General features: G+C 68.2%; 25 protein-coding genes and 1 pseudogene. 9 read left to right on the top strand and 17 right to left on the bottom strand.

All coding sequences use genetic code 11. From position 1 onward, the window contains the following. Positions 1–89: 89 nt before the first annotated feature. From ITJ61_RS19330 to ITJ61_RS19310, 5 genes are read right to left on the bottom strand one after another with little or no spacing between them, the layout of a single operon-like run. On the bottom strand, positions 90–695 hold the full coding sequence (locus tag ITJ61_RS19330; protein ID WP_194687171.1) for a hypothetical protein: 606 nt from the start codon (positions 693–695) through the stop codon (positions 90–92). Then, a complete protein-coding gene (locus tag ITJ61_RS19325) occupies positions 692–1,273 on the bottom strand; it encodes a DUF6286 domain-containing protein (RefSeq protein WP_194687170.1) in 582 nt (193 codons plus the stop codon). The genes ITJ61_RS19330 and ITJ61_RS19325 overlap by 4 nt, the downstream gene beginning before the upstream one ends. Further along, positions 1,270–1,650 carry a hypothetical protein gene (locus tag ITJ61_RS19320; protein WP_194687169.1) on the bottom strand — a complete coding sequence of 127 codons (381 nt, stop codon included), beginning with the start codon at positions 1,648–1,650 and terminating at the stop codon, positions 1,270–1,272. The genes ITJ61_RS19325 and ITJ61_RS19320 overlap by 4 nt, the downstream gene beginning before the upstream one ends. Further along, on the bottom strand, positions 1,647–1,847 hold the full coding sequence (locus tag ITJ61_RS19315) for a DUF2273 domain-containing protein (protein ID WP_181058039.1): 201 nt from the start codon (positions 1,845–1,847) through the stop codon (positions 1,647–1,649). The genes ITJ61_RS19320 and ITJ61_RS19315 overlap by 4 nt, the downstream gene beginning before the upstream one ends. Further along, a complete protein-coding gene (locus tag ITJ61_RS19310; RefSeq protein WP_104243319.1) occupies positions 1,844–2,305 on the bottom strand; it encodes an Asp23/Gls24 family envelope stress response protein in 462 nt (153 codons plus the stop codon). The genes ITJ61_RS19315 and ITJ61_RS19310 overlap by 4 nt, the downstream gene beginning before the upstream one ends. Positions 2,306–2,812: 507 nt before the next feature. Here ITJ61_RS19310 and ppk2 point away from each other — a divergent pair. Then, positions 2,813–3,718 (top strand): polyphosphate kinase 2, encoded by a 906-nt coding sequence (gene ppk2, locus ITJ61_RS19305; protein WP_104243321.1) that lies wholly within the window; start codon positions 2,813–2,815, stop codon positions 3,716–3,718. Positions 3,719–3,749: 31 nt separating this feature from the next. Here ppk2 and ITJ61_RS19300 read toward each other — a convergent pair whose 3' ends face one another. From ITJ61_RS19300 to ITJ61_RS19290, 3 genes are all read right to left on the bottom strand, one after another. Beyond that, positions 3,750–4,643 carry a LysR family transcriptional regulator gene (locus tag ITJ61_RS19300; RefSeq protein WP_194687168.1) on the bottom strand — a complete coding sequence of 298 codons (894 nt, stop codon included), beginning with the start codon at positions 4,641–4,643 and terminating at the stop codon, positions 3,750–3,752. Positions 4,644–4,710: 67 nt separating this feature from the next. Continuing rightward, positions 4,711–5,502: an alpha/beta hydrolase gene (locus tag ITJ61_RS19295; RefSeq protein WP_323744413.1), complete on the bottom strand. Its 792-nt coding sequence runs from the start codon at positions 5,500–5,502 to the stop codon at positions 4,711–4,713. Positions 5,503–5,552: 50 nt separating this feature from the next. After that, entirely contained in the window at positions 5,553–6,086 is a 534-nt protein-coding gene (locus tag ITJ61_RS19290) for a quercetin 2,3-dioxygenase (RefSeq protein WP_104243325.1), read from the bottom strand. 184 nt (positions 6,087–6,270) lie between these two features. Between ITJ61_RS19290 and ITJ61_RS19285 the strand changes: the two genes are divergently transcribed. Together ITJ61_RS19285 and ITJ61_RS19280 are read left to right on the top strand one after the other, a co-directional pair. Next, positions 6,271–6,555 (top strand): hypothetical protein, encoded by a 285-nt coding sequence (locus ITJ61_RS19285; protein ID WP_219819656.1) that lies wholly within the window; start codon positions 6,271–6,273, stop codon positions 6,553–6,555. Positions 6,556–6,601: 46 nt separating this feature from the next. Beyond that, positions 6,602–7,366: a maleylpyruvate isomerase family mycothiol-dependent enzyme gene (locus ITJ61_RS19280; protein ID WP_104243327.1), complete on the top strand. Its 765-nt coding sequence runs from the start codon at positions 6,602–6,604 to the stop codon at positions 7,364–7,366. Positions 7,367–7,400: 34 nt separating this feature from the next. On the opposite strand, the gene ITJ61_RS19275 is transcribed toward ITJ61_RS19280, so the two are convergent. The 4 genes from ITJ61_RS19275 to ITJ61_RS19260 form a co-directional block, all read right to left on the bottom strand. Further along, on the bottom strand, positions 7,401–8,576 hold the full coding sequence (locus ITJ61_RS19275) for a Gfo/Idh/MocA family protein (protein WP_194687167.1): 1,176 nt from the start codon (positions 8,574–8,576) through the stop codon (positions 7,401–7,403). Further along, a complete protein-coding gene (locus ITJ61_RS19270) occupies positions 8,573–9,418 on the bottom strand; it encodes a sugar phosphate isomerase/epimerase family protein (protein ID WP_194687166.1) in 846 nt (281 codons plus the stop codon). The genes ITJ61_RS19275 and ITJ61_RS19270 overlap by 4 nt, the downstream gene beginning before the upstream one ends. Positions 9,419–9,521: 103 nt before the next feature. Next, positions 9,522–10,106, bottom strand: a complete 585-nt coding sequence (locus ITJ61_RS19265) for a TetR/AcrR family transcriptional regulator (protein WP_181058041.1) — start codon at positions 10,104–10,106, stop codon at positions 9,522–9,524. A gap of 55 nt (positions 10,107–10,161) precedes the next feature. Continuing rightward, complete coding sequence (locus ITJ61_RS19260; RefSeq protein ID WP_194687165.1) at positions 10,162–10,641, bottom strand: hypothetical protein; 480 nt, start codon at positions 10,639–10,641, stop codon at positions 10,162–10,164. A 198-nt stretch (positions 10,642–10,839) separates the two neighbouring features. Between ITJ61_RS19260 and ITJ61_RS19255 the strand changes: the two genes are divergently transcribed. Together ITJ61_RS19255 and ITJ61_RS19250 are read left to right on the top strand one after the other, a co-directional pair. Beyond that, positions 10,840–11,685 carry a PhzF family phenazine biosynthesis protein gene (locus ITJ61_RS19255; protein WP_104307843.1) on the top strand — a complete coding sequence of 282 codons (846 nt, stop codon included), beginning with the start codon at positions 10,840–10,842 and terminating at the stop codon, positions 11,683–11,685. A 635-nt stretch (positions 11,686–12,320) separates the two neighbouring features. Next, positions 12,321–12,500, top strand: a complete 180-nt coding sequence (locus ITJ61_RS19250; protein ID WP_194687164.1) for a hypothetical protein — start codon at positions 12,321–12,323, stop codon at positions 12,498–12,500. Positions 12,501–12,560: 60 nt separating this feature from the next. Here ITJ61_RS19250 and ITJ61_RS19245 read toward each other — a convergent pair whose 3' ends face one another. From ITJ61_RS19245 to ITJ61_RS19235, 3 genes are all read right to left on the bottom strand, one after another. After that, positions 12,561–13,013, bottom strand: a complete 453-nt coding sequence (locus ITJ61_RS19245) for a hypothetical protein (protein WP_194687163.1) — start codon at positions 13,011–13,013, stop codon at positions 12,561–12,563. Next, on the bottom strand, positions 13,006–13,701 hold the full coding sequence (locus ITJ61_RS19240) for a hypothetical protein (protein WP_194687162.1): 696 nt from the start codon (positions 13,699–13,701) through the stop codon (positions 13,006–13,008). Before ITJ61_RS19240 ends, ITJ61_RS19245 begins: the two co-directional genes overlap by 8 nt. 235 nt (positions 13,702–13,936) lie before the next feature. After that, the gene (locus tag ITJ61_RS19235) at positions 13,937–14,341 is read right to left on the bottom strand and encodes a hypothetical protein (protein WP_194687161.1); all 405 of its coding nucleotides are present in this window, start codon (positions 14,339–14,341) and stop codon (positions 13,937–13,939) included. 1,016 nt (positions 14,342–15,357) lie between these two features. Here ITJ61_RS19235 and ITJ61_RS20025 point away from each other — a divergent pair. Further along, positions 15,358–15,459, top strand: a pseudogene (locus tag ITJ61_RS20025) (IS5/IS1182 family transposase); the annotation flags it as partial. A 341-nt stretch (positions 15,460–15,800) separates the two neighbouring features. Here the strand turns inward: ITJ61_RS20025 and ITJ61_RS19225 are convergent. After that, entirely contained in the window at positions 15,801–16,715 is a 915-nt protein-coding gene (locus ITJ61_RS19225; protein WP_228497238.1) for a pentapeptide repeat-containing protein, read from the bottom strand. A gap of 171 nt (positions 16,716–16,886) precedes the next feature. On the opposite strand from ITJ61_RS19225, the gene ITJ61_RS19220 reads away from it, so the two are divergent. The 3 genes from ITJ61_RS19220 (at position 16,887) to ITJ61_RS19210 (ending at position 19,611) form a co-directional block, all read left to right on the top strand. After that, positions 16,887–17,840, top strand: coding sequence for a metal ABC transporter substrate-binding protein (locus ITJ61_RS19220; RefSeq protein ID WP_194687159.1), 954 nt, complete (start codon positions 16,887–16,889; stop codon positions 17,838–17,840). Positions 17,841–17,911: 71 nt separating this feature from the next. Then, positions 17,912–18,637, top strand: a complete 726-nt coding sequence (locus ITJ61_RS19215; protein WP_323744415.1) for a metal ABC transporter ATP-binding protein — start codon at positions 17,912–17,914, stop codon at positions 18,635–18,637. Then, entirely contained in the window at positions 18,634–19,611 is a 978-nt protein-coding gene (locus ITJ61_RS19210) for a metal ABC transporter permease (RefSeq protein WP_104243345.1), read from the top strand. Before ITJ61_RS19215 ends, ITJ61_RS19210 begins: the two co-directional genes overlap by 4 nt. Before the next feature lie 12 nt (positions 19,612–19,623). Here ITJ61_RS19210 and ITJ61_RS19205 read toward each other — a convergent pair whose 3' ends face one another. Further along, positions 19,624–20,373: a metal-dependent transcriptional regulator gene (locus ITJ61_RS19205; RefSeq protein ID WP_194687157.1), complete on the bottom strand. Its 750-nt coding sequence runs from the start codon at positions 20,371–20,373 to the stop codon at positions 19,624–19,626. Positions 20,374–20,378 lie beyond the last annotated feature (5 nt).

The following is a 20,378-nucleotide window of genomic DNA, read 5'->3' as shown; positions in this document are numbered from 1 at the left end:
CTTTCTCGTTGTGCGGCTCTGGGGGAGCCGCGGTTCTGTTCCTTGGGCGGGTGTGGGGGCTTCGGGCCGTGCCGTGCGGGCCGCGGCGTCTACTGGAGGCGCGTCGACTGCTGCACCTTGGCGCGGAATCCGCCGCTGAGCTGCAGCAGGACCGGCACCTTCTGGCCGAGGAGCGCGTCGAGCGCCTCGAGGTTCTGCTCGACGATCGCCGTCGCGTCCCTGGGCGAGACACCACGTCGGCAGGTCGCCGAGACCTTGAGTGTTGGGGTGCGTTTCACGTCGTACGCGGAGACGCTGGTCGAGAGGAACTCGTCACGTTCGCCGAGTGCGTCAGCGAGGGCGTCGCGTGCGACGGACACGTCGACGATGGTGCGTCCCGTGTCGGAGCTGCGGTCGTGGATGAGGGTTCCTGTCCGACCCTGCCCCTGTCGGAGGGCGAAGGCGAGGAGCAGGATGATGCCCACCACGAGGACGGCGACGACGGCGATCATCAGCCAGCTGAAGTCCGTGCCGGGGAAGGGCGTCTGCTGGAGCCAGCTCCCGACCTGCGTGTTCACGGTCTCGGAGATGGGGGTCCAGGTGTCCTTCGCCCCGGGCAGCCAGGCGCCGAGTGCCGCAGCTGCTCCGACGGTGAGCAGGAGCAGACCTGTGGCGACGATGAGGAGGCGGTTCAGGCCTCGGTTCGTGCTGTTCATGCGCCGACCTTCCCGTTCTCTGCGACGCGGACCTTGGCGGTGACGCGTGGGGTGAGCTCGTACTGCTCGAGCTGCCGGGTGACGGCCGCTTCGATGGAGGCGGCGTCGACCGGCACCCCGGAGGCGGGCACGAGGTGGACGTCGGCGCGACGGTGCGAGACCGAGACGGTGACGTTGTCCGGGCTGACGCTGCCGGCGAGGGCCGCGTGCCGGGCGAGCGCCGAGGCGATCACCGCGTTGTCCGCGACGGTCGCGGTCCGCGACGAGCGCAGGACGTGGCGGGAACGGCGACCGGGGGCGAGGCCTGCGATGAGCAGGATCAGCCCGATGATGGCCACGACGACGCCGGCGGGGCCGACGTACTGGGCGGGCTGCTCGAGGACGCTGAGGGTCGACGTGAACATGTCGACCGGCGCGACGAGCAGCGCGGGGAGCGCCAGGAGCGCCAGGACGATCTCCGTGCCGACCCAGGCCGCCACGATGATCAGCAGCACGGCCAGGACGATCGCGAGCGCCGACCGAGGCGAATGCGTCTCGCGTCGAGTGACGCGGGAGTAGAGCGACGTGTGGCTGCTCATCTGACTCGCTCCTCTGGTTTGATCTCGAGTCCGGTCAGGCGGATGGTGACCGCGCTGATGCTCGAACCGCTGAGGCTCTGCACGCGGTCACGGATGGTGGTCTTCGCCGTCTCGACTCGCTCGAGGAGCGGGCCGCCGCTGCGGGAGATGGAGCACGGCTGTTCGCGGATGCGACCCAGCGAGGGCACGCGGATGGGGGTGCTGAGTCGCAGTGCGAGCTTGCCGTTGTGGTCGTCGAGGTCGACGCTGACGCTGCCAGCGTCGACCCCGAGCGCGTCACCGGCGACAGCTGACACGAGCCTGTTCAGCGCCTTCGCGGTGAGCCGTGTCGTGCCTCGCTGCGCCGCGCCGCCCGGAGCCGTCGCGGCGATGCTCATGAGGACGTGTTCCGTCCGCGAAGGACGTCGACAAGTGCACTGGCGTTGAGCTTGCCGTCGAGGATCCGACCGATCAGTCCGCCGATCAGCATCGCGATGACGACGAAGAAGAACGCCCAGAAGCCGAGGATGATCCAGGTGAGCGCGAGGACTGCGCCGATGAGGATACCGGTTCGGGTGAGGGATGCGGTGCTCACTGGACTCGCGCCTCTTCCTTCTCATCCTTCTCCTCGTTCTTGTCGTCGGAGGGGAGGTGGACGTCGTTGACGGTCACGTTGACCTCGGTGACCTCGAGGCCGACAATCGTCTCGACGGCGCGGATCACGTCGGCGCGCACACCGTCGGCGACGTCCTGCAGCGCGACGGGGTACTCGGCGACGATGGTCACGTCGACGGCGACCTGCTTCTCGCCGACCTCGACGCTGATGCCCTGGCCCTGGTCGGTGGCGTTCAGGGCGTTGCGGATGGCGCCGAGTGCGCGGGCCGCGCCACCGCCGAGGTCGTAGACGCCGTGTGCTTCACGGGCGGCGATGCCGGCGACCTTCGCGACGACGCCGTCATCGATCGTGGTCTTGCCGTGTCCGTCGACCTGTGCGGACTGGAGGTCCTTGCGGCTGGTGGCCGGGGTTCCGGTGGCGGGGGTGGTGTTCGACATGGGGTTCTCCTTGTTTTCTCTGGCCGGTGCTGGTGCATCGGCCTGGCTGTATGGGTATGACGCATCAGGTCCGTGATTCGTCACGAAATTGTTTGAACTCGTCTCGGCAGGAAGTGAAGCGGTCGACGCGAGCAGGATCATAGGAAGCCCCGCTGGGCGCGCAACTGAACAAGGCACCCCCGCCGCGACGCGAGCCACGCGTCAAAGAACGACTTGATCGGGCATTTTCATCTGATTGAGCTTGCTCGCATCCGCGTTGGACCAGTTTGATTCCGGCCGTCGACGGAAATGTCTCCGAAGCCGCCGATCCGATATTCAGAACCACGATTCCCCGGTTCTCGAAATGGATCACCCGGGGAATTCTCAAGCGGCCAGCGCCCGGAGGTCGACCGCGGACTCCCGCCAGCAGGCCCGTACACATGCCGTTCGCATTGGCGGCGCATCATGGCGCCGCATCCGCTCCCCTGCACGCCGGCGGACGCGCCGCACCTGACCCCGGAGGAACGCATGGCTATCGACCAACCCCAGGACCTGCGCGAGTACATCGAGCACCTGCGCTCGCTCGGCTACTCGGTGCGCGACGGCCACACCAACGACCCCGACCTGATCGACCCGCAGGGCAACCCCGTCTACACGTGGCAGGAGGGGTACCCCTACGAGGAGCGCCTCAGCCGCGACGAGTACGAGAGCGAGAAGTACCGCCTCCAGGTGGAGCTGCTGAAGTGCCAGTACTGGATGGAGGACAACGACAAGCGCGCCGTGATCCTCTTCGAGGGGCGCGACGCGGCCGGCAAGGGCGGCACCATCAAGCGCTTCACGGAGCACCTCAACCCGCGCAAGGCGCGCGTCGTCGCCCTTGCGAAGCCCAGCGACCGCGAGCGCGGGCAGTGGTTCTTCCAGCGCTACATCCAGCACCTCCCCACCGACGGCGAGCTCGTGATGTTCGACCGCTCCTGGTACAACCGCTCCGGTGTGGAACGGGTCATGGGGTTCTGCAGCGATGACGAGCACACGCAGTTCATGCAGCAGGCGCCGGCGTTCGAGAAGATGCTCGTCGACTCCGGCATCCACGTGACGAAGTTCTGGTTCTCGGTGTCGCGCACCGAGCAGCGCACGCGCTTCGCCATCCGCCAGCTCGACCCCGTGCGGCGGTGGAAGCTCTCCCCCATGGACCTCGCCTCGCTCGACCGCTGGGAGGACTACACGGCGGCGAAGGAGGAGACGTTCCGCCTCACCGACAAGAAGCACGCGCCGTGGACGATCATCCGCTCCAACGACAAGAAGCGGGCGCGCCTGAACGCGATGCGATTCTGGCTCGGCCAGTTCGACTACGAGGGCAAGGACCACGACGTGGTCACGAAGCCGGACCCGCTGCTCGTGATGCGCGGCAAGCAGGAGACGGCCGACGAGTAGGGTCGGCGTCGCGCGGCTTGCCCGGGCCGGGTCAGTTCGAGAGCTGGCCTCGCATGAGCTCGCGAAACACGGGCACGAGCGGGTTGTCGCTCGAGCGCAGCGTGCACATCATCACGGTGACGGGCTCGATGTCGTCGATCGGCACGAACACGACGTCGTCGCGCTGGTAGTGGTGGGCGGCGGAGCTCCCGGCGATATTCACGCCAGCCCCCGCGGCGACGAGCTCGAGCAGGCCCTCCATGCTGTCGGCGGATGCGCCCGGCACGATCCTCGTCCCGTCGGCCCGCGGGGTCACCACCCACCAGTCGAGGATCTCCTGCGGTCCGGCGGAGGCCGCGACGAACACCTCGTCGTTCGTCTCCAGGATCGAGACCGACGAGCGGGCCGCCAGACGGTGCCCCGCCGGAACCACGAGCATGCGCCCCTCCGACCAGAGGGGCTCACAGGTGACCTCGTCGGACGCACTGACGGGCGACGGTGCCAGCACGACGTCGACCCGGTCGCTGACGAGGTCGTCGACGACCTCGAAGAAGCCGGTGCGGCGCATCTCGAGCCGCGCATCCGGAACCCGCTGCAGCATCGAGGCGATCGCCGACGCCGCGAGGGAGCCCGTGGCGGAGGCCACGACGCCAAGCCGAAGCTGCGGCACCGCCTGCTCGCTCGCGAGGCGCTGGGCCCACTCGAGGATCTCCCGGTGGTCGTCGCGGAGCCGCCTCGCGAGCGGCAGAAACTCGACGCCGAAGGAGGTGAGCGTCAGCGGGCGCGATTCGCGGTCGAACAGCTTGACCCCCAGCTGCCGCTCGAGGCGGCCGATCTGCTGGCTCAGGGAGGGGGTGGCGATGCGGATCCGCTCGGCGGCTCGACCGAAATGCAGCTCCTCGGCGAGCACGCAGAAGTACTGCACGGCGTGGATCGGGATGTCCATGTTCAGAGACTAGACGGGCGCGCGTCGCCGGATACGGCGGCGGCGGCGGGCCCCCTGGGAGGCCCTGTCAGCCCGCGCTCTCCGGCGGCCCCGCGTGCAGTGCAAGGAACCGCAAGGCCGGAGCCACGACGGTCTCGAGGTCGTCGAGTCCACGCCACATGTGGTCGGCCCCTGCCACGAGCTGCAGTTCGACGTGCGCGCCCACCGAGTGGAGTGCATCCCGCAGCAGCTGGCTCTGCTCGCTCGGCACCATGCTGTCGTCGGTTCCGTGCGCCAGGAGGAAGGGCGGCACCCCGGCGTGCACGGCGCGCACCGGGCTCGCCGCTTCAGTGAGCTCGCCGTGCTCCGCGAGGGGTCCGCCGATGAGCAGCTCCTCGCGGCTCGGCTGGACTGGCGCACCGGGCGCACCGATGGGCTTCGGGATCGCCGCGAGCTCGCTCGGTCCGTACCAGTCGACAACCGCCCGCACGGGCGTGCCGGGCACAGCGGCCGCGAGCGCTGCGAGGTGCCCGCCAGCGGATTCGCCCCAGAGCGCGACGCGCGTGGCATCCAGGCCGAACGTCGCGGCGCCCTCGTCGAGCACCCAGCCGATCGCTGCTTCGACATCGGCGAGCTGCGCCGGGAACCTCGCCTCGCCGCTCAGCCGGTAGTCGACCGACGCGACGGCCCACCCCGCACGGGTCAGACGCCCGAACGTCTCCGCCTCGGCGCGCCCCGGGCAGAACACGCGGCGACTCCCCCGGAACCACCCGCCGCCATGCACGAACACGATGACGGGTGGGCGTTCCGCCTCCGGCAGGTGCAGGTCGAGGGTGAGCGGCCGGAATCCGGGAGGCTCGGAGAAGATGATGTCGCGCACGACGCGAGCGTGCGCCGGTGTCCGCTGCTCGCCGGACTCTGCCGCCGTGATCAATCGAACAGCTCGTATCCCTGCACGAAGTGCACGTCGTGCTTCGCACCCTGCGTGCCGAACACAGCGGGCTCCGGGATGTGGAATTCCGCTTCCTCCGGAATGCCGGGCTTCGACGTGGGCCGCGCCACAGCCCGGAAGAAGTCCGTGAATCCCGCGCTCGTGACGCCGAAGATCTTCCCCGTCCGCTCGATGCGGTACGAGTGGATGGTGTCCTTCGGCACGAATCCGAAGCCCCCGGCCTCGAGGACGCGCGTCTCGCGGTTGCCCTGCCGGTCGTCGATCCACAGCCGGATGGCCCCCTCGAGCACGAAGAACGTCTCGTGCGTCTCAGCGTGGAAGTGCGGCGGGACGGGCCTGCCTGGGCGCCCCTCCGTGACGAACGCGTCGAACTGGCCCGTGGTCTGCGGCGAGGTCGTGAGCAGCGTGAAGAGCTGGTCGAAGAGCACGAGCTTGTCGCCTTCGGCGGCGTCCATCAGATACGGCAGCGGAGCCGCGGGGAGCTGGCTCTCGATCGGGGCGAATCCTGACATCGGCAACCTCCTTGTTGCGGGCCGGTCGGCCCTCGTCGTCAACCCTCGCAAGTCCTGGCGCCTTGCGCGACGGGGTCCTGCCTAACGGACGTGAGCCAGCTCCTAACGGGCACGTGCCCATCTGGGGCGGAACGCGCCGGCGTAGGCAACTACCATCGGCTTCCATGAGTCGCGAAAGAGCAGCATGACGGGGCCGACCGCACCTGCCCCAGGCGTCGGCGACCCCGACGGGCAGGGGCCGAACGGGTCGCCCGCCTCGCCGCCGCCCTCCATCCACGTGCGCGCCGTGCTCACGTGGCTGGCGATCTTCCCGCTCGTCGCCATCACGTCGATGCTCGCGGAGCCCCTCGTCGGGTCCTGGCACCCCATCGCCCGGGCCTGCGTCGTGACGCTCGTCGTCGTCCCGCTGGCGGTGTACCTCGTCGTGCCGTCCTTCGTGAAGCTCTACGGGCGCATCCGCCGCCGGTGACCGGTCGAGCCACCGGCGCGGGAGGTCGACTCTCTAGGATCTGAGCATGCGCCACGCACAGTTCATCGACGTGACCGCGGATGCGGCAAGCGCGTTCGCGGCGCTCCTCGCCTCGGCAGACCTCGCGACCCCCGTCCCCTCCTGCCCTGGCTGGTCGCTCGCCGAGCTGACCGAGCACCTCGGTGGCGTGCACCGGTGGGCGCGCGCGCAGCTGCTCGGCGGTGGCCAGCAGGTCGAACGGCTGACCCCAAAGGCGCCAATGGATGACCGGGGCGCGCTGGTCGCCTGGTTCCGCGAGGGCGCCGCGGAGCTCGTGGCAACGCTGCGCGAGCTGCCGGAGGACGCGCCCTGCTGGGCCCTCTACCCGCCGGCCCGCGCATCCACCTGGGCGAGGCGGCAGGCCCTCGAGACGACCCTGCACCTCTGGGACGCGACCGACAGCCTCGACATCGCGGCACCCATTCCGGCCACGATCGCGGCGGCCGGCGTCGCCGAGGTCGCGCACGACATGTACCCGAGGCAGGTGTCGCTCGGGCGGATGCCGTCGCTCGACGAGCGCGTCGAGCTCGTGCTGCGGGGCCTCGGCGCGAGCGCACCTTTGCGGGTCCGGCTCGGCCCGATCGGCGAGGTGGTGGCCGGTGAGTCCCGGCCCACCGAGACCACCACCCCAGCAGATGCGACGCTCGAGCTCACCGCGGAGGACGCGCTGCTGCTCCTCTGGAAGCGACGCGAGCTCACGACGGTGGACGCCCGGCTCACGGGCTCGGCCGCGGCACTCGAGCGGGTGCTCGCGCACCCGCTCGCCCCGTGAGACCCGCGAGCGCCGCGACAGCGTCAGGCGCTCGCTAGCTGCTGAGCGTCGCCGCGAACGGGTCTCGCTGGTGATCGACGAGCGGAACCCGCTCGAGCGTGCTCTCGATGACGACGACCTCGCCGGCCGCCGCCGACTCCTCGATGGCGAGCATGGTGTCGAGCACGTGCAGGGCGAGCTCGCCGGTCGCGACGTGCGGAAGCCCCTCGCGGATGCCGCGGGCCATGTCGAGCGTGCCGTACCCGCGCCCAGTGACCGTGCCCTCATCCGGGTACTCCTCCCAGCTCGGCTCGAGCGTCTCCGAGTACTCCTGCGGATGGCGCGCCACTCGCGTGCCCCCGTCGGCGTGGTTCGGGTCGGGGGTGATGAGCATGCCGCCCGGGCCGATGATCTCGACGGTGCCCATCTCGGCGAGCGGGGAGTCGTTGCTGAAGGTGAGCTGCGCGCTGGCGCCGCTCTCGAAGGTGACGAGCGCATCCACGTGCGTGAGCACCTCGACGGGGAACGACTGGCCCGCGTTCGGGCCGAGCTTCACGGTGCGGGCCTCCTTGGCCGTCGAGCCCGTCGCGTACACCTTCCTGACGGGGCCGAACGCGCTCACGAGCGTCGTCACGTAGTACGGCCCCATGTCGAGCAGTGGGCCGCCGCCGCGGGCGAACAGGAACGCCGGGTTGGGGTGGAACAGGTCGGGCCCCGAGTAGCGCATCATGGTGCGGGCCGTGAGCGGGGTGCCGATGATGCCGCTCGCGAGGTGTCGGAGGGCGGTCTGGATGCCCGGGTTCAGCACCGTGTCGGGTGCGACTCCCACGCGCAGGCCGGCCGCGTCGGCCGCCTCGAGCAGGGCCTTGGCCTCCTGGCGGTCGATGCCGATGGGCTTCTCAATCCACACGTGCTTGCCCGCCGCGATGGCGTCGAGCGCGACCGGGACGTGGGCGGCCGGGATGGTCAGGTTGATGACGATCTCGACGTCGTCGTTCGCCAGCACCGAGGCGGGCGAGCCGGAGAACGGCACGCCGTAGCTCGCGGCCTTCTCCGCTGCGAGGGCCTCGTTGAGGTCGCCAAGCGCCACGACTCGCACGTCGGGGAAGCGCGTCAGGTTGTCGAGGTAGGCGTTGCTGATCATGCCGGTGCCGATGATGCCGACGCCGACGGGGCCTCGCCTGACCGACTCGCGGCGCACGTGCTCGCTGCCGAGCTGCTCGCTGCTCATGCGCGGTTCTCCAGGTAGTCGAAGCTGGCGGCGATCGCGGCGAAGATGTCGCCGTCGAAGTGGTCGAACTCGATGACGGCGAACTCCGCCGACGGGGTGGCCGCGAGGGCAGCCTCGAGCGGGATGGCACCTTGACCGGCCGGGACCTGGCCGAGCCCCGACGGGTCGAAGGGAGCATCCGCGACGAACGGGTTCTCGACCTGCGGGCCGTCCTTGATGTGGAGGGCCCTCACGCGGTCGCCGAGGCGTTCGAGCAGGGCTGGCGCGTCCACTCCCCCGATGTGCGCCCAGTACACGTCGACCTCGAGCACCACCTCGTCGTCGAGGAGCCCCGCGAAGTACTCGAGTGCGGGGACGCCCTCGATGAGGGTGCTGAGCTCCCACGCGTGATTGTGGTACCCGACGCGGAGGCCGTGCTCGGCGGCTGACCTGGCTGCCTCGTTGAGGGCGGACGCCGTCGCCTCGACGGCTTCGCGGGTCGACCAGTCGAAGACTGCAGGGTCGATGACGAGCTCGATGCCGAGCTTCTTCGCCGCCTCGAAGGTGGCGGCGTGGCTCGGCACCGGCGTCGTCACGCCCTCGCGAGTGACCTCCTTGGCGACGAGCATCGCGTGCCCCGTCGGGGCCGCGATGCCGTGCCTGGCGAAGGCCGCCGCGAGCTCGTCGGCGCGGTCGACGAAGGCGAAGGCTTCGACGTTGCGCAGGCCGATCTCGCCGAGGCGCGCGAGCGTGCCGTCGAGGTCGGCTTCGAGGTGCGAGTTGACGCTGTACAGCTGCAGCGAGGTCGCTGGCCGCTGCGCTCCCGTTCGAGTGGGGGACGCTTCTGGTCGAGTGGTGGGCACGGTGACTCCTGTGTCGGTGGGCGTCCGCCCCGTCGCGGTTCGCTCTCCTGGAGACGCTACTAGAAAATTGCCAGTTGGCAACTTTGAGTCTGCCTGGCCAGTCTCAGCGGTCCTGACCGAGACGCTCGAGCAGCCCGAGCGTGGCCGCGACGTCGACGTCGGGCTCGAGGAGCCACCGCACCTGGAGCCCGTCGGAGGCCGCCATGATCAGGTCGACGAGCATGGACGCCTCGGCGCGGCGCCCCTCGGGAAGGGCAGCGAGCTGCCCGTCGATCTCGCCCGCCAAGCGGGTCCTCGCCCGCGCGAACCGCTCCGTGAAGAAGACCTTCGCAGGCCCATCCCCCGGTTCGACCGACTTGGCGAGCATCTCCGTGAAGAGCGAGACCATTCCGGGGAACTGCACGTTGAACTCGGCACTGAGCCGCATCCGCTGCACGAGCGACACCGAGGCGGGCATGCGCCCCTCGTTGACGTGGTCATGCTCACGGATCACCGCGACCAGCAGCCCCTCACGAGAACCGAAGTAGTGGGTCAGCATGCCGTGAGAGACGCCGATGGACTCGCCGATCGCGCGCAGGGAAGCGCCGCTCGCTCCGGTCACGCGGAGGGTCTCGTAGGCCTGCGCCAGGATCTCGCGCTTCCGCTCGACACCCTTCGCGTACTGCCCCCGCGCTCCATCTGCTGCCACGCCAAGCATCGTAGCCGGGGCCGGGGCCGTCGCGGACCCTCTGCGAACCCCTTCACTAGGCTCCGCCGCTTGGCCTCGCCTCGTGGTGGCGCGCCCCGTGCGTCCGGCGGTCCTCCTTCATCGCCGCTTCCGCCAGGTGCCGCCTGCCAGCCACGAGCTGCTCGCGGGTGGCCCGCTCGGCTGCTCGGAACGGCTCCCAGTAGGTGTCGTCGTAATCCTCGACGATCTGGAACGTCCATCGCCCCTCGATCACATTCCGGCCCACCAGCTCGGCTTCGAGGCGATCCGCGACCTCCGCGTGTCCGGCGTCGCGCAACGCGTCGGACGCCTCACCGAGGGCGAGGTCGGCGGCGCCGGTCAGCCTGTGGAACCCGTAGAGAAGCCCACGCGCCTGGTCGACCATCTCGAGGGCCTCGGTGAGCTTCCCGACGGCCGCGATCGTCGCCTCATCGACGCCCTCGGGCGGAAGGTGCTCAGCACCTCGACGCTCCCTCGGGTCATCATCGGTTCCTGGAACGCTCTGGTCATCGCTCATGCCGTGATTCTGTCGACCGCGCCTGAACGGCACGTGGGTTCCCTCGTGGCTCGTGGATCGCAAGTCCAGCGGGGCCGGATTGGCACGGGCGCTCCGAGTGGACCCGTCGTACGGTTGCGGCACACGCACCCTCCTCGCCCCTCCCTCACCCGTCGTGGCACCTCTTCCGTGCCACCTCACCTCCGAAAGGCCCACCTCGTGCCCACCTCGCGCCCCTTCGCCCAAGTCGACGTGTTCTCGGAGTCCCCGTACCTCGGCAACCCGGTCGCCGTCATCCTCGATGGCGCAGGTCTCACCGACGACGAGATGCTGCACGTCGCACGGTGGACGAACCTCTCCGAGACCACTTTCGTTCTGCCGACGACCAACCCAGGAGCGGACTACCGACTGCGCATCTTCACCCCGGGCGGGGAGCTCCCCTTCGCCGGCCATCCGACCCTCGGCTCGGCGCACGCGTGGCTCGAGCGGGGCGGCACTCCGAAGAACGCTGGGCGTGTGGTCCAGGAGTGCGGCGCCGGCCTCGTCGAGGTGCGCATCGACGAGGGACGCCTGGCGTTCGCCGCTCCGCCCACGCTGCGGAGCGGCCCGTTGGAGCCCGAGCTCCTGGCTCGCATCGTCACGGCGTACGGCATCAGCGCAGACCAGGTCACCGCCCACCAGTGGATCGACAACGGACCGGGGTGGGCCATCGTGCAGCTCGCATCCGCGCAGGAGGTGCTCGACCTCGACCCCGACCTCTCCCTCCTGCCTGATGCCATGGTCGGAGCCGTCGGCGCCTACCCTCCAGGGGCGCCGCACGCCTTCGAGCTGCGCAGCTTCGCGCCCGCCATCGGCGTGGAGGAGGATCCGGTCTGCGGCAGCATGAACGCGTCGACGGCCCAGTGGATGCACCGCACAGGCACCGCTCCGGGTTCGAGCTGGCGAGTCTCCCAGGGCACGCGCCTCGGCCGTGCCGGTGACATCACCGTGACAGTCGACGACTCCGGGGCCGTCTGGGTCGGTGGCGCCACGACGACGCTCTTCTCGGGCACGGCACTCGCCTAGGGCGTGTCTGACAGAGCTTGCGTGTCTTGTTCTGGAGGCTGGTGAGACATCTCGTTTTCGGTTGCTTTCGGACGTTCAGTGGTCGTTGATCAAGGCCATGCTGACCGCCCCGACGGGGCGTCTCACGCGAGAGTTCTCGGGCGCTCGGACGTCGGATGAGGCGATCGCCTAGCGATATCGGACGGGCATCGCGTGGCGTGATCTTCCTGAGGTGTTCGGCCCGTGGGCAGGCGGCACGGACCTGGCATCACCGCATGGCCCCTGACGTCACCTGGGACCGCGTACTCACCAAGCGGACTATTGCCGGCGCCGCATCGAGGCTCGTCGACCGGTCGGTCTCGGTTGACTTGACGATCGCTCGCGCGCACCAGAACGAGACGAACGACCTCGCCGGCATCAGAGGAGAACCCTCCTGAGCCGCCCACAACTCCGCGTGTCCAGCCTGACCGGGGTGGGGCGAACCCCGTCGCCGCCGGGTCCAGCAGAAACGCAGCCAGCGGCCGCAGCACAACCCGTCGAGGTCGCTGCTTTGGCTGAACCGGGCACCGGCACGCCCGGGCGAGGCAAGGCTGCCATGCAGCTCGGCAAGAAGTACCCCGATAGGGTCAGCTTTTACAAGGGCGCGAGCTGACCCCATGGCCGAGACGATCGACCTCTGTCACCGCACCACCGAGGCTGCCGCAGCTCAGATCGTCAGGGACGGCAAGTTCCTCACGCGCGAGAACTCGCGCGAGGCGTTCTCCGCGACGCACGTCGACGGCCAGGCCGAGGGATACGGAGCGGCTATCGTCCACGTGCGGATCGACCAGGCTTAGGTCATCGACGCAAGGGCAGCACGCCCACTTGGGGGTGCTGCCCTTACTGGCCTCTTTGGGCTAGACCGAAACGGTCACTTCTGAACTTTCTGGCGAGATCGCGAGCCCATCTAGCTTCACTGTGATCTCATCGACGCTCGCCGGGATCTGCTGGTCGATTGTGATATCGCTGAGTACCCAAGCGGCTGTGTTGGGGCAGGAGCCCTCTTCGACCGTAGGTTCGGTTTCAAATCCGACTCGAACGCTTGTCTCGGTATCCCAGGTGACAGACACGGGAACAGTCCAGCACTCTGGCGATTCCCATCGCTCAATTCGCAGAACTTTGCCGTCGTCGAGTGCTGCGACAGAGACTTCGGCTGTGATGGATTCGCTTCCTGCTTCGGCTACGGACTGTTGGTAGTCGATGCTCTCAGTTGGACTCGCGGGCGTGGCGGAACACCCTGCCAGGACTGTTGACGTTCCCAGGGCGAGCGTGAGTAGCGTTGCCGTGAGCCTCCACCGACCGTTATCCAAGTGTGGCTCCTCCGTAGGCGTAGGTCACTGCCATGGTGCGTGTAGCAATGCACTTATGGTAGTCGGTTCGGTCGCCATTTGTGGCTGACTGAATACCAACAGGAATAACCCGTCCGTTCGCAGGGTCGTAGACGGCCAGCGGTCCTCCGCTGTCACTGCCAATGCACTCATCCGGGTCGGCGTTGGCCCCGAAGACTTGGCAACGCTTTCCCTCGCCGCCGAGGTTGTGACACCCATCTGCGTAGCCGAACTGGGTCCAGTTTCCCGTATATCCCAGCGAAACTTGCCCGCTGCGGGTACCTGACAATAGGATCTGCACCCCAAACGGCAGAGTGTAGTAAGGATAGTTTCCGGTCGCGGAGATCGTCGAGTTCGTGTATTGGCCACCGGTGTACATGAGGTTCGAGTATGTCTTGTTCGCGATGAGCATCACATCGAGGCTGATGGAGTCGAGTGGCAGGTAGCGGCTACCGACGTCTGTGCCCACGACGGTCTTGAAGCTGTTGCCGTTGCAGTGCTCAGCAGTGAGCATCGAGTTTCCGTTGAGGCGGAACGCAGACGAGCAGCGCATCCCTTCACCTGCGCTTCGGTCCGTGTAGCGGATGTCGGTGCCCGCCTTGAACGGCGCGGTGTCGTTGGCGCGCGGAGGATTCGAGGTTGGGGTCCACGGTGAGGTTGACGTGCTCAAAGAGGTTGCTTCTAGCTTGCGTGCCTGACTCGGCTAGAGGGGCGTTCACCACAACATCGATTTCGCCCGAAGCCGTGTTTGGTTCGGAGTACCAGGAGATCGCTGAACCGTCCTCAGCCGTCAGCTGGTCAAGGCGCTCTTCCACTTGGCAGATTTCACTGATCGATGGGAAATTTCCGAGGCGGGTTTCTACTGCGACGCCAGCTTCTTCGAGGACACGAAGAGCCTCGGCACCTTAGGGGCTCTTTGAAAGCAAGTCCGCTGACGTGCGTGCGTCTGCACTTGCCTCATCAACCAGAATCTGCAGCGAAGAAACTTCGCCCTGACCGATCGCCTCGACGCCCACTACTGAGCCCATGTTGTCTCGAAGTGCCTCAGCGCGAACTACGAGCACGGCAGCCTTTGTCGCGTCCATGCCGTCGTAAGGAAGCGAGTTGTCTGCGTACCCTGTGCCTCCAGCGGGGTAGACCGTTTTGTTCCAGAGGCAGTGATCTTCAGGGGAAAGCTGTTCCAGGAGCTCGATGTTGGTGTCTTCTAGCTTAATTAGATCGCTTTCGGCTGCGGAGGCAGCTGGTGGCGATGCGACAGCGAGCGAGGTCAGGATCATCAGTGAAGCGCCAACACCGGTGATACGTCTCAAAATGTCTTCCTTCCGTTTCTCCGGCGGGGCTGACGGTGACGTGATAAGAATGTCGACTGCTCCGTTTCGGCTGGGCGATCCGGCTACCTGGGGGTCCGCGTTAGTTAGATCGAGGGCAGTGAATACGAGCAAGAGGACCGAGGCGCGGTACTCGGTTCGCCCCGCATCTACAAATTGCTCATGCAGCGCGTCGCGACGGGATTGGCTCATGCAGCGCGTCGCGACGGGATTGGCTCAAGCGTCCCGCAGCCGACGAGAAGGGCTCTCCTTCGGGGCACCAGTTCTTGCTGAGGTCTCTGCGTCGATCACGTTGGTTTGGGCACATGGGAACTACGTATCTCACGACTATGAGTCGCAGCGATAAGTAGTTGTGTCCTTGCAGTGCTAGTTGTCACCCTCGTCGGACGTAGGCCGATCTGCTGCGGAACGCGCCAAGTCGGCAAGCGCCGGGGGCGCGGGGATGCGCTAAGCAAGAAGGCGCTGGGGGCGACGAGTCTCGGATCTCTGAGCCTCGAGGAGGTATCCCGAACTTGCGAACCTCATCGCGCACGCCCAGTCCTCGTTAGCCGGATCGACGCCCCAATCCTAGACCCACTGCGTGCGGTTGATGAGGGCAGTTCATTCTTCAATCCCATTGACTGCGCGAAGGACAGAGTGCTTAGGGTCGTGGCTGTGGCAGTCACGGTGCAGCTCCACGTGGTCCGTCAAGTCGCCGGTGACGTTCTTGAATCCGCGGGCCACGTCATCTGCAACTCGCTGGCTGGACTCGATGAAGATCGCCGGCGTAGTTGACCGACGACGGTGTACCCGACGAGGTGAATTTGATCGTCGACTGTGACTTGACCTAGGACCAAACGAGCGTCGCCGTTTCGAAAGTTCTCGGGCGCTCGGACGTCGGACGAGGCGATCGCCTAGCAATATCGGATGGGCATCGCGTGGCGTGATCTTCCTGAGGTGTTCGGCCCGTGGGCAGGCGGCACGGACCTGGCATCACCGCATGGCCTCTGATGGCACCTGGGATCGGCCGCTCCCGAGGTGGCCTCTCGACCAAGATCCACACGCTCGGAGACGGGAGCGGGCTACCGTTGGTGATCGAGGTCACCCCGGCCAGACTGGCGATTCGCGCGCACCTGCACGAGCGATGCATCCGCTCAGTGATCCCAGAACCAGCCGGCCAGCATGGGACCGGAAACGACGCGGATCTCGCGGCGGTCGACCGGTCGGGTATGACCGGGACGACTTCCGTGGTCGCAACGTCATCGAGCGGCGCCTCTGTCACCTCAAGCCCTGGCGAGAACTCGCTACATGCTCCGTCAGGCTCGCCCTGGTCAACCGAGCGGACCCTGTCCTGAACGCCGTGATCGACGAAACCAGGGCTTTGTCAAACAGGCCACGCCGACCCCGCCAGCCCGATCGCGACGCTCCCGACCAGCGGCTGCCCCAGTGACAGTCCCAGCCTCTACCCCCAGTGGCGCGGTCTCGTGAGCGATTCGGGCAGCTGCGTGGCGTCGTCGCCGAATGCGGCCGCGAGCTGCGGCTGCGTCAGGTGCAGCACGTGGCGCAGGTCGGCCCCGTGCAGCTCGGCGTCCCTCAGGTCGGCGCCGAGGAGGTCAGCCCAGCGGAGGTCGGCACCGCGGAGCTTCGCGGCGATGAGCAGGGCACCCCGCAGCTCGACCGCCCGCAGGTCGCTGCCAGAGAAGTCCGTGCCGAGGTACACGCCGCGGGGTTCGATCCGTGACCAAGCACCGGATGCACGGCGCCGCGGGACGTGCGTCCGTCGCACCTCGTGGCTCACCGCGCCGAGCAGCTCGCCGGCGGCCGGCCGGCTCGTCTCGACGGCGGCGCGCAGCGAGGCCAGGTCGGGCGAGGCGGCCTGCGCGTCGACCTGATCGAAGAGCGTGTCGATGCGTCGAAGCAGCGCGCGATCGGCAGTGCGACGCCTCGCCTCGGCCAGCAGCCACAGCACTTCGTGCAGCTGGCGCACGAGGGGGAACACGGCGAACATGGCTTCCCGCAGGCCCTCGCCCTCCCGCCAGTCGCCGCCGCCGAACGTCTCCTGCGTGACCCGTTGCCCGGCGCCGTGGCACTCGAAGACGGTGCAGCCGCGGTATCCGCGCTCGAGGAGCGCCGAGTGGATGCCGCAGCCGAGGTTCTCGTCGAGGTTCCGGCACGGCTTTCCGGCGGCCTTCTCGTGCGCGAAGTCGTCACCGCGCGAGAAGGCGAGCGCCGAGCAGCAGAGGGCGACGCAGTTGGCGCAGTCGCTCCGGAATCGCGCGGTGTCGGCGCTCGCGCCGCGTCCACTGCGCGCCGTTCCACCGGGCATCGGCACCGTGGGCCGGTGCCGCAGCGGTTCGCTGAATTCACCTGGAGACATCGTGGCGTCAGCCTACGTTTCCGCGCACGCGTGCAGCTGTGCACGGCCGGGTCACGACTCCCCGATCGCCGAGCGTCGCTGGTTCGAGCCGCGGATCGTCCGCGAGCAGCAGCCAAATGTTCGGCGCACCGAACATTGATCTTCTGGCCACCGTAGCGCTATGCTCTGGTCATGCTGACCCCCGCGCTGCGCGCAGCCCGAAGGAAGGCCAGCCGCATCGTCGCGGCGGGTCTCGCCCTCGTCACGCTCGCGTCCCTCACCGCCTGCGCCCCCTCCGCTGAGGGCAAGGACAACCGGCCCGTCGTCCTCACGACCTTCACTGTGCTCGCCGACATCGCGAGGCAGGTCGCCGGCGACGAGCTCCGCGTCGAGTCGATCACGAAGGTCGGTGCCGAGATCCACGGCTACGAGCCGACCCCCCTCGACATCGCGAAGGCGTCGGAAGCCGACCTGATCCTCGACAACGGCATGAACCTCGAGGCATGGTTCGAGCAGTTCGTCTCCGGCATGGAGGTCCCCCACGCCGTGGTCAGCGAGGGTGTCGAGGAAGTGCCCATCGCGGGCGACGCCTACGCCGGCCTCCCCAACCCCCACGCGTGGATGTCGCCCCTCAACGTGCAGCTGTACGTCGACAACATGGTCACCGCCTTCTCCGACCTCGCCCCCGCGAGCGCGAGCGTCTTCGAAGAGAACGGCGCCGCCTACAAGGCAGAGCTGCAGGCCGTGCACGACGAGCTCGTCGCGGCGATCGACCCTCTCCCCGCATCGCAGCGGGCCCTCGTCACCTGCGAGGGGGCCTTCTCGTACCTCACGAGAGACGCCGGGCTCGAGGAGGTCTACATCTGGCCCGTCAACGCCGAGCAGCAGGCCACCCCGCAGCAGATCGCCGGGGTCATCGATCATGTCCGCGACAACGACGTTCCAGCGGTGTTCTGCGAGTCGACCGTGTCGGATGCGCCGATGCGGCAGGTCGTCGACGCCACGGATGCGGAGTTCGGCGGCACCCTCTACGTCGACTCGCTGAGCGAGGAAGACGGCCCCGTGCCGAGCTATCTCGACCTCATCCGGCACGACGTCGACACCATCGTGGCCGGACTGACCGGCAAGACGGGAAGCGAATCGTGAGCGCAGCATCCAGCCCAGCATCCACTCCTCGGGCCGATGCAGGACCATCGGCGGGCGGGGTCGCGCCCGCCATCGAGGTCGATGCCCTCACCGTGCACTACGGGGAGGTGCTCGCCCTCGACCGGGCGAGCCTCTCCATCGCCCCAGGCAGGGTCTGCGGGCTCATCGGCATGAACGGCTCTGGCAAGTCCACGCTGTTCAAGTCGATCATGGGTGTCGTGCGCCCCGATGCGGGCACCGTCCGTATCCTCGGGGGCTCCTCGGCGGATGCGCGCAAGCGGGGCAGCGTCAGCTACGTTCCCCAGAGCGAGCAGGTCGACTGGGACTTCCCCCTCTCGGTGCGCGATGTCGTGATGACGGGGCGCTACGGGCACCTCGGCATCACCCGGAGGCCGCGGGCGCGCGACCATTCGGCTGTCGATGCCGCCCTCGAGCGCGTCGAGCTCTCCGAGCTGGCGGGTCGGCAGATCGGCCAGCTCTCGGGCGGTCAGCGCAAGCGCGCCTTCGTGGCCCGCGGCATCGCCCAGGAGGCCGAGGTGCTGCTCCTCGACGAGCCCTTCGCGGGCGTCGACACCCGCTCCCAGGCCACCATGACGAGTCTCCTTCGGGAGCTGGCAGGGCAGGGGGTGTGCATCCTCATCGCCACCCACGACCTGGGCTCCCTCCCAGAGCTGGCCGACGAGGCTGTGCTCTTCAACCGGCGGGTGCTGCTGCACGCGAGCCCCGAGGAGATCATCCGTCCCGAGAACCTCGCCCTCGCCTTCGGCATCGAGACCGGAACGGGGGCGGCAGCATGAACCTCGTCGAGCTCCTCCTCGAACCCCTCGGCTACGAGTTCATGGTGCGGGCCCTCATCACGACCGTCATCACGGCCGTCGTCTGCGCCCTCCTCAGCTGCTGGCTCGTGCTCATCGGGTGGTCGCTCATGGGAGACGCCGTCTCACACGCCGTCCTTCCCGGGGTGGTGCTCGCCTACATCGTCGGGGCTCCCTTCGCGCTCGGGGCGCTCGCCTTCGGGCTGCTCGCCGTCGGCCTCATCGGCGTGATCCGCGACACCAGCAGGGTGAAAGAGGACGCGGCGATCGGCATCGTCTTCACTACCCTCTTCGCGTTCGGCCTCGTACTCATCTCGGTGACGCCGAGCCAGACCGACCTCAGCCACATCCTCTTCGGCAACCTCCTCGGCGTCAGCCCCACCGACCTCGTGCAGATCGGCATCCTCGCCGCGATCGTCGCCGTCGTGCTCCTCGTGAAGCGGCGAGACTTCACCCTCGTCGCGTTCGACGCCACCCACGCCCACGCGATCGGCCTAAACCCGCGCGTCCTCCGCGGCGCCCTCCTCGGGCTGCTCGCACTCACCGCCGTTGTCGCCCTGCAGACGGTCGGCGTGATCCTCGTCGTGGCGATGCTCATCATCCCCGGGGCGACCGCGACGATGCTCACGCGCAGCTTCGCGCGGATGCTCGTCATCGCCCCCATCGTCTCCGTCGTCTGCTCGGCGGCGGGCCTCTACGCCAGCTACTACCTCGACGCCGCCTCCGGCGGGATGATCGTGCTCGCGCAGGGCCTCGCCTTCCTGCTCGCCTACCTGCTCTCCCCCACGCAGGGCCTCGTCACGTCGCGGATCCTCGCGAGGCGTCGCTCGAGGGTCAAGAGCGCCGAGGCGAGGGGTGCCACAGGGACGGATATCGAAGGGGCGGCTGCCGAGACGAAGACCGCCTGGCGTCCCGACGCTCTAGCTTCCCGACGTTCCAGATCTCCGAAGCTCTAGATCTCCGAAGCTCTAGGCTTCCGTCACCCAGACGGCTCGAGCGGCGACGGGCCCGAGGGCGAACGGAGCCGCGACGCGCCCCGCCGAATCGGCAGCGCCAGCAGCACCTGCGGCGGTGTCGCCTTCGCCGTGATCAGCGACCGAGTCCACGCCCGCCACCGTGAGCAGCATCGACTCGGAGTACGGGTCGCTCTCGCCGATCTCGAGGCGCGCCCCGACCGTGAGGCCCTTCGCCGCGAAGTACTTGAGGAGTTCGGCGTCCGAGTCCGAGATGCGCTCGACGACAACCCGCTTCCCTGCCTCGAGGCTGCTGAGCAGAACGGCCTGCGGGATGCTCACCTCGCCAGCGGCGGACGGGATCGGGTCGCCGTGCGGGTCGCGTTCGGGATGCCCGAGCATCGCGTCGATGCGCTCGACCATGAGGTCGGAGACGGAGTGCTCGAGGTTCTCCGCCTCGTCGTGCACCTCATCCCAGCCGTACTGGAGCACCTCCACGAGGAACGTCTCGAGGAGCCGATGCCTGCGGATCATGGTCAGCGCGTGGGCGCGACCCTCGGTCGTGAGGGAGATGCTGCCGTAGCGGGCATGCTCGAGGAGCCCCTGATCGGCGAGCTTGCGGATGCCCTCCGACACCGTCGAGAGCCGCAGCTGCAGGCGCTCGGCGACGATCGTCGCCGTGACGGGCGCATCCGACCACTCCTGGAGGCTCCAGACCACCTTGAGGTAGTTCTGCGCGCTCACCGAGAGTTCTGACACCGACATGCCCA

This window comes from Pseudoclavibacter sp. VKM Ac-2888 (genome assembly GCF_015351285.1).
In the GTDB taxonomy this organism is placed as follows: domain Bacteria; phylum Actinomycetota; class Actinomycetes; order Actinomycetales; family Microbacteriaceae; genus Pseudoclavibacter.
This window is presented reverse-complemented; position numbering and strand designations above follow the sequence as displayed.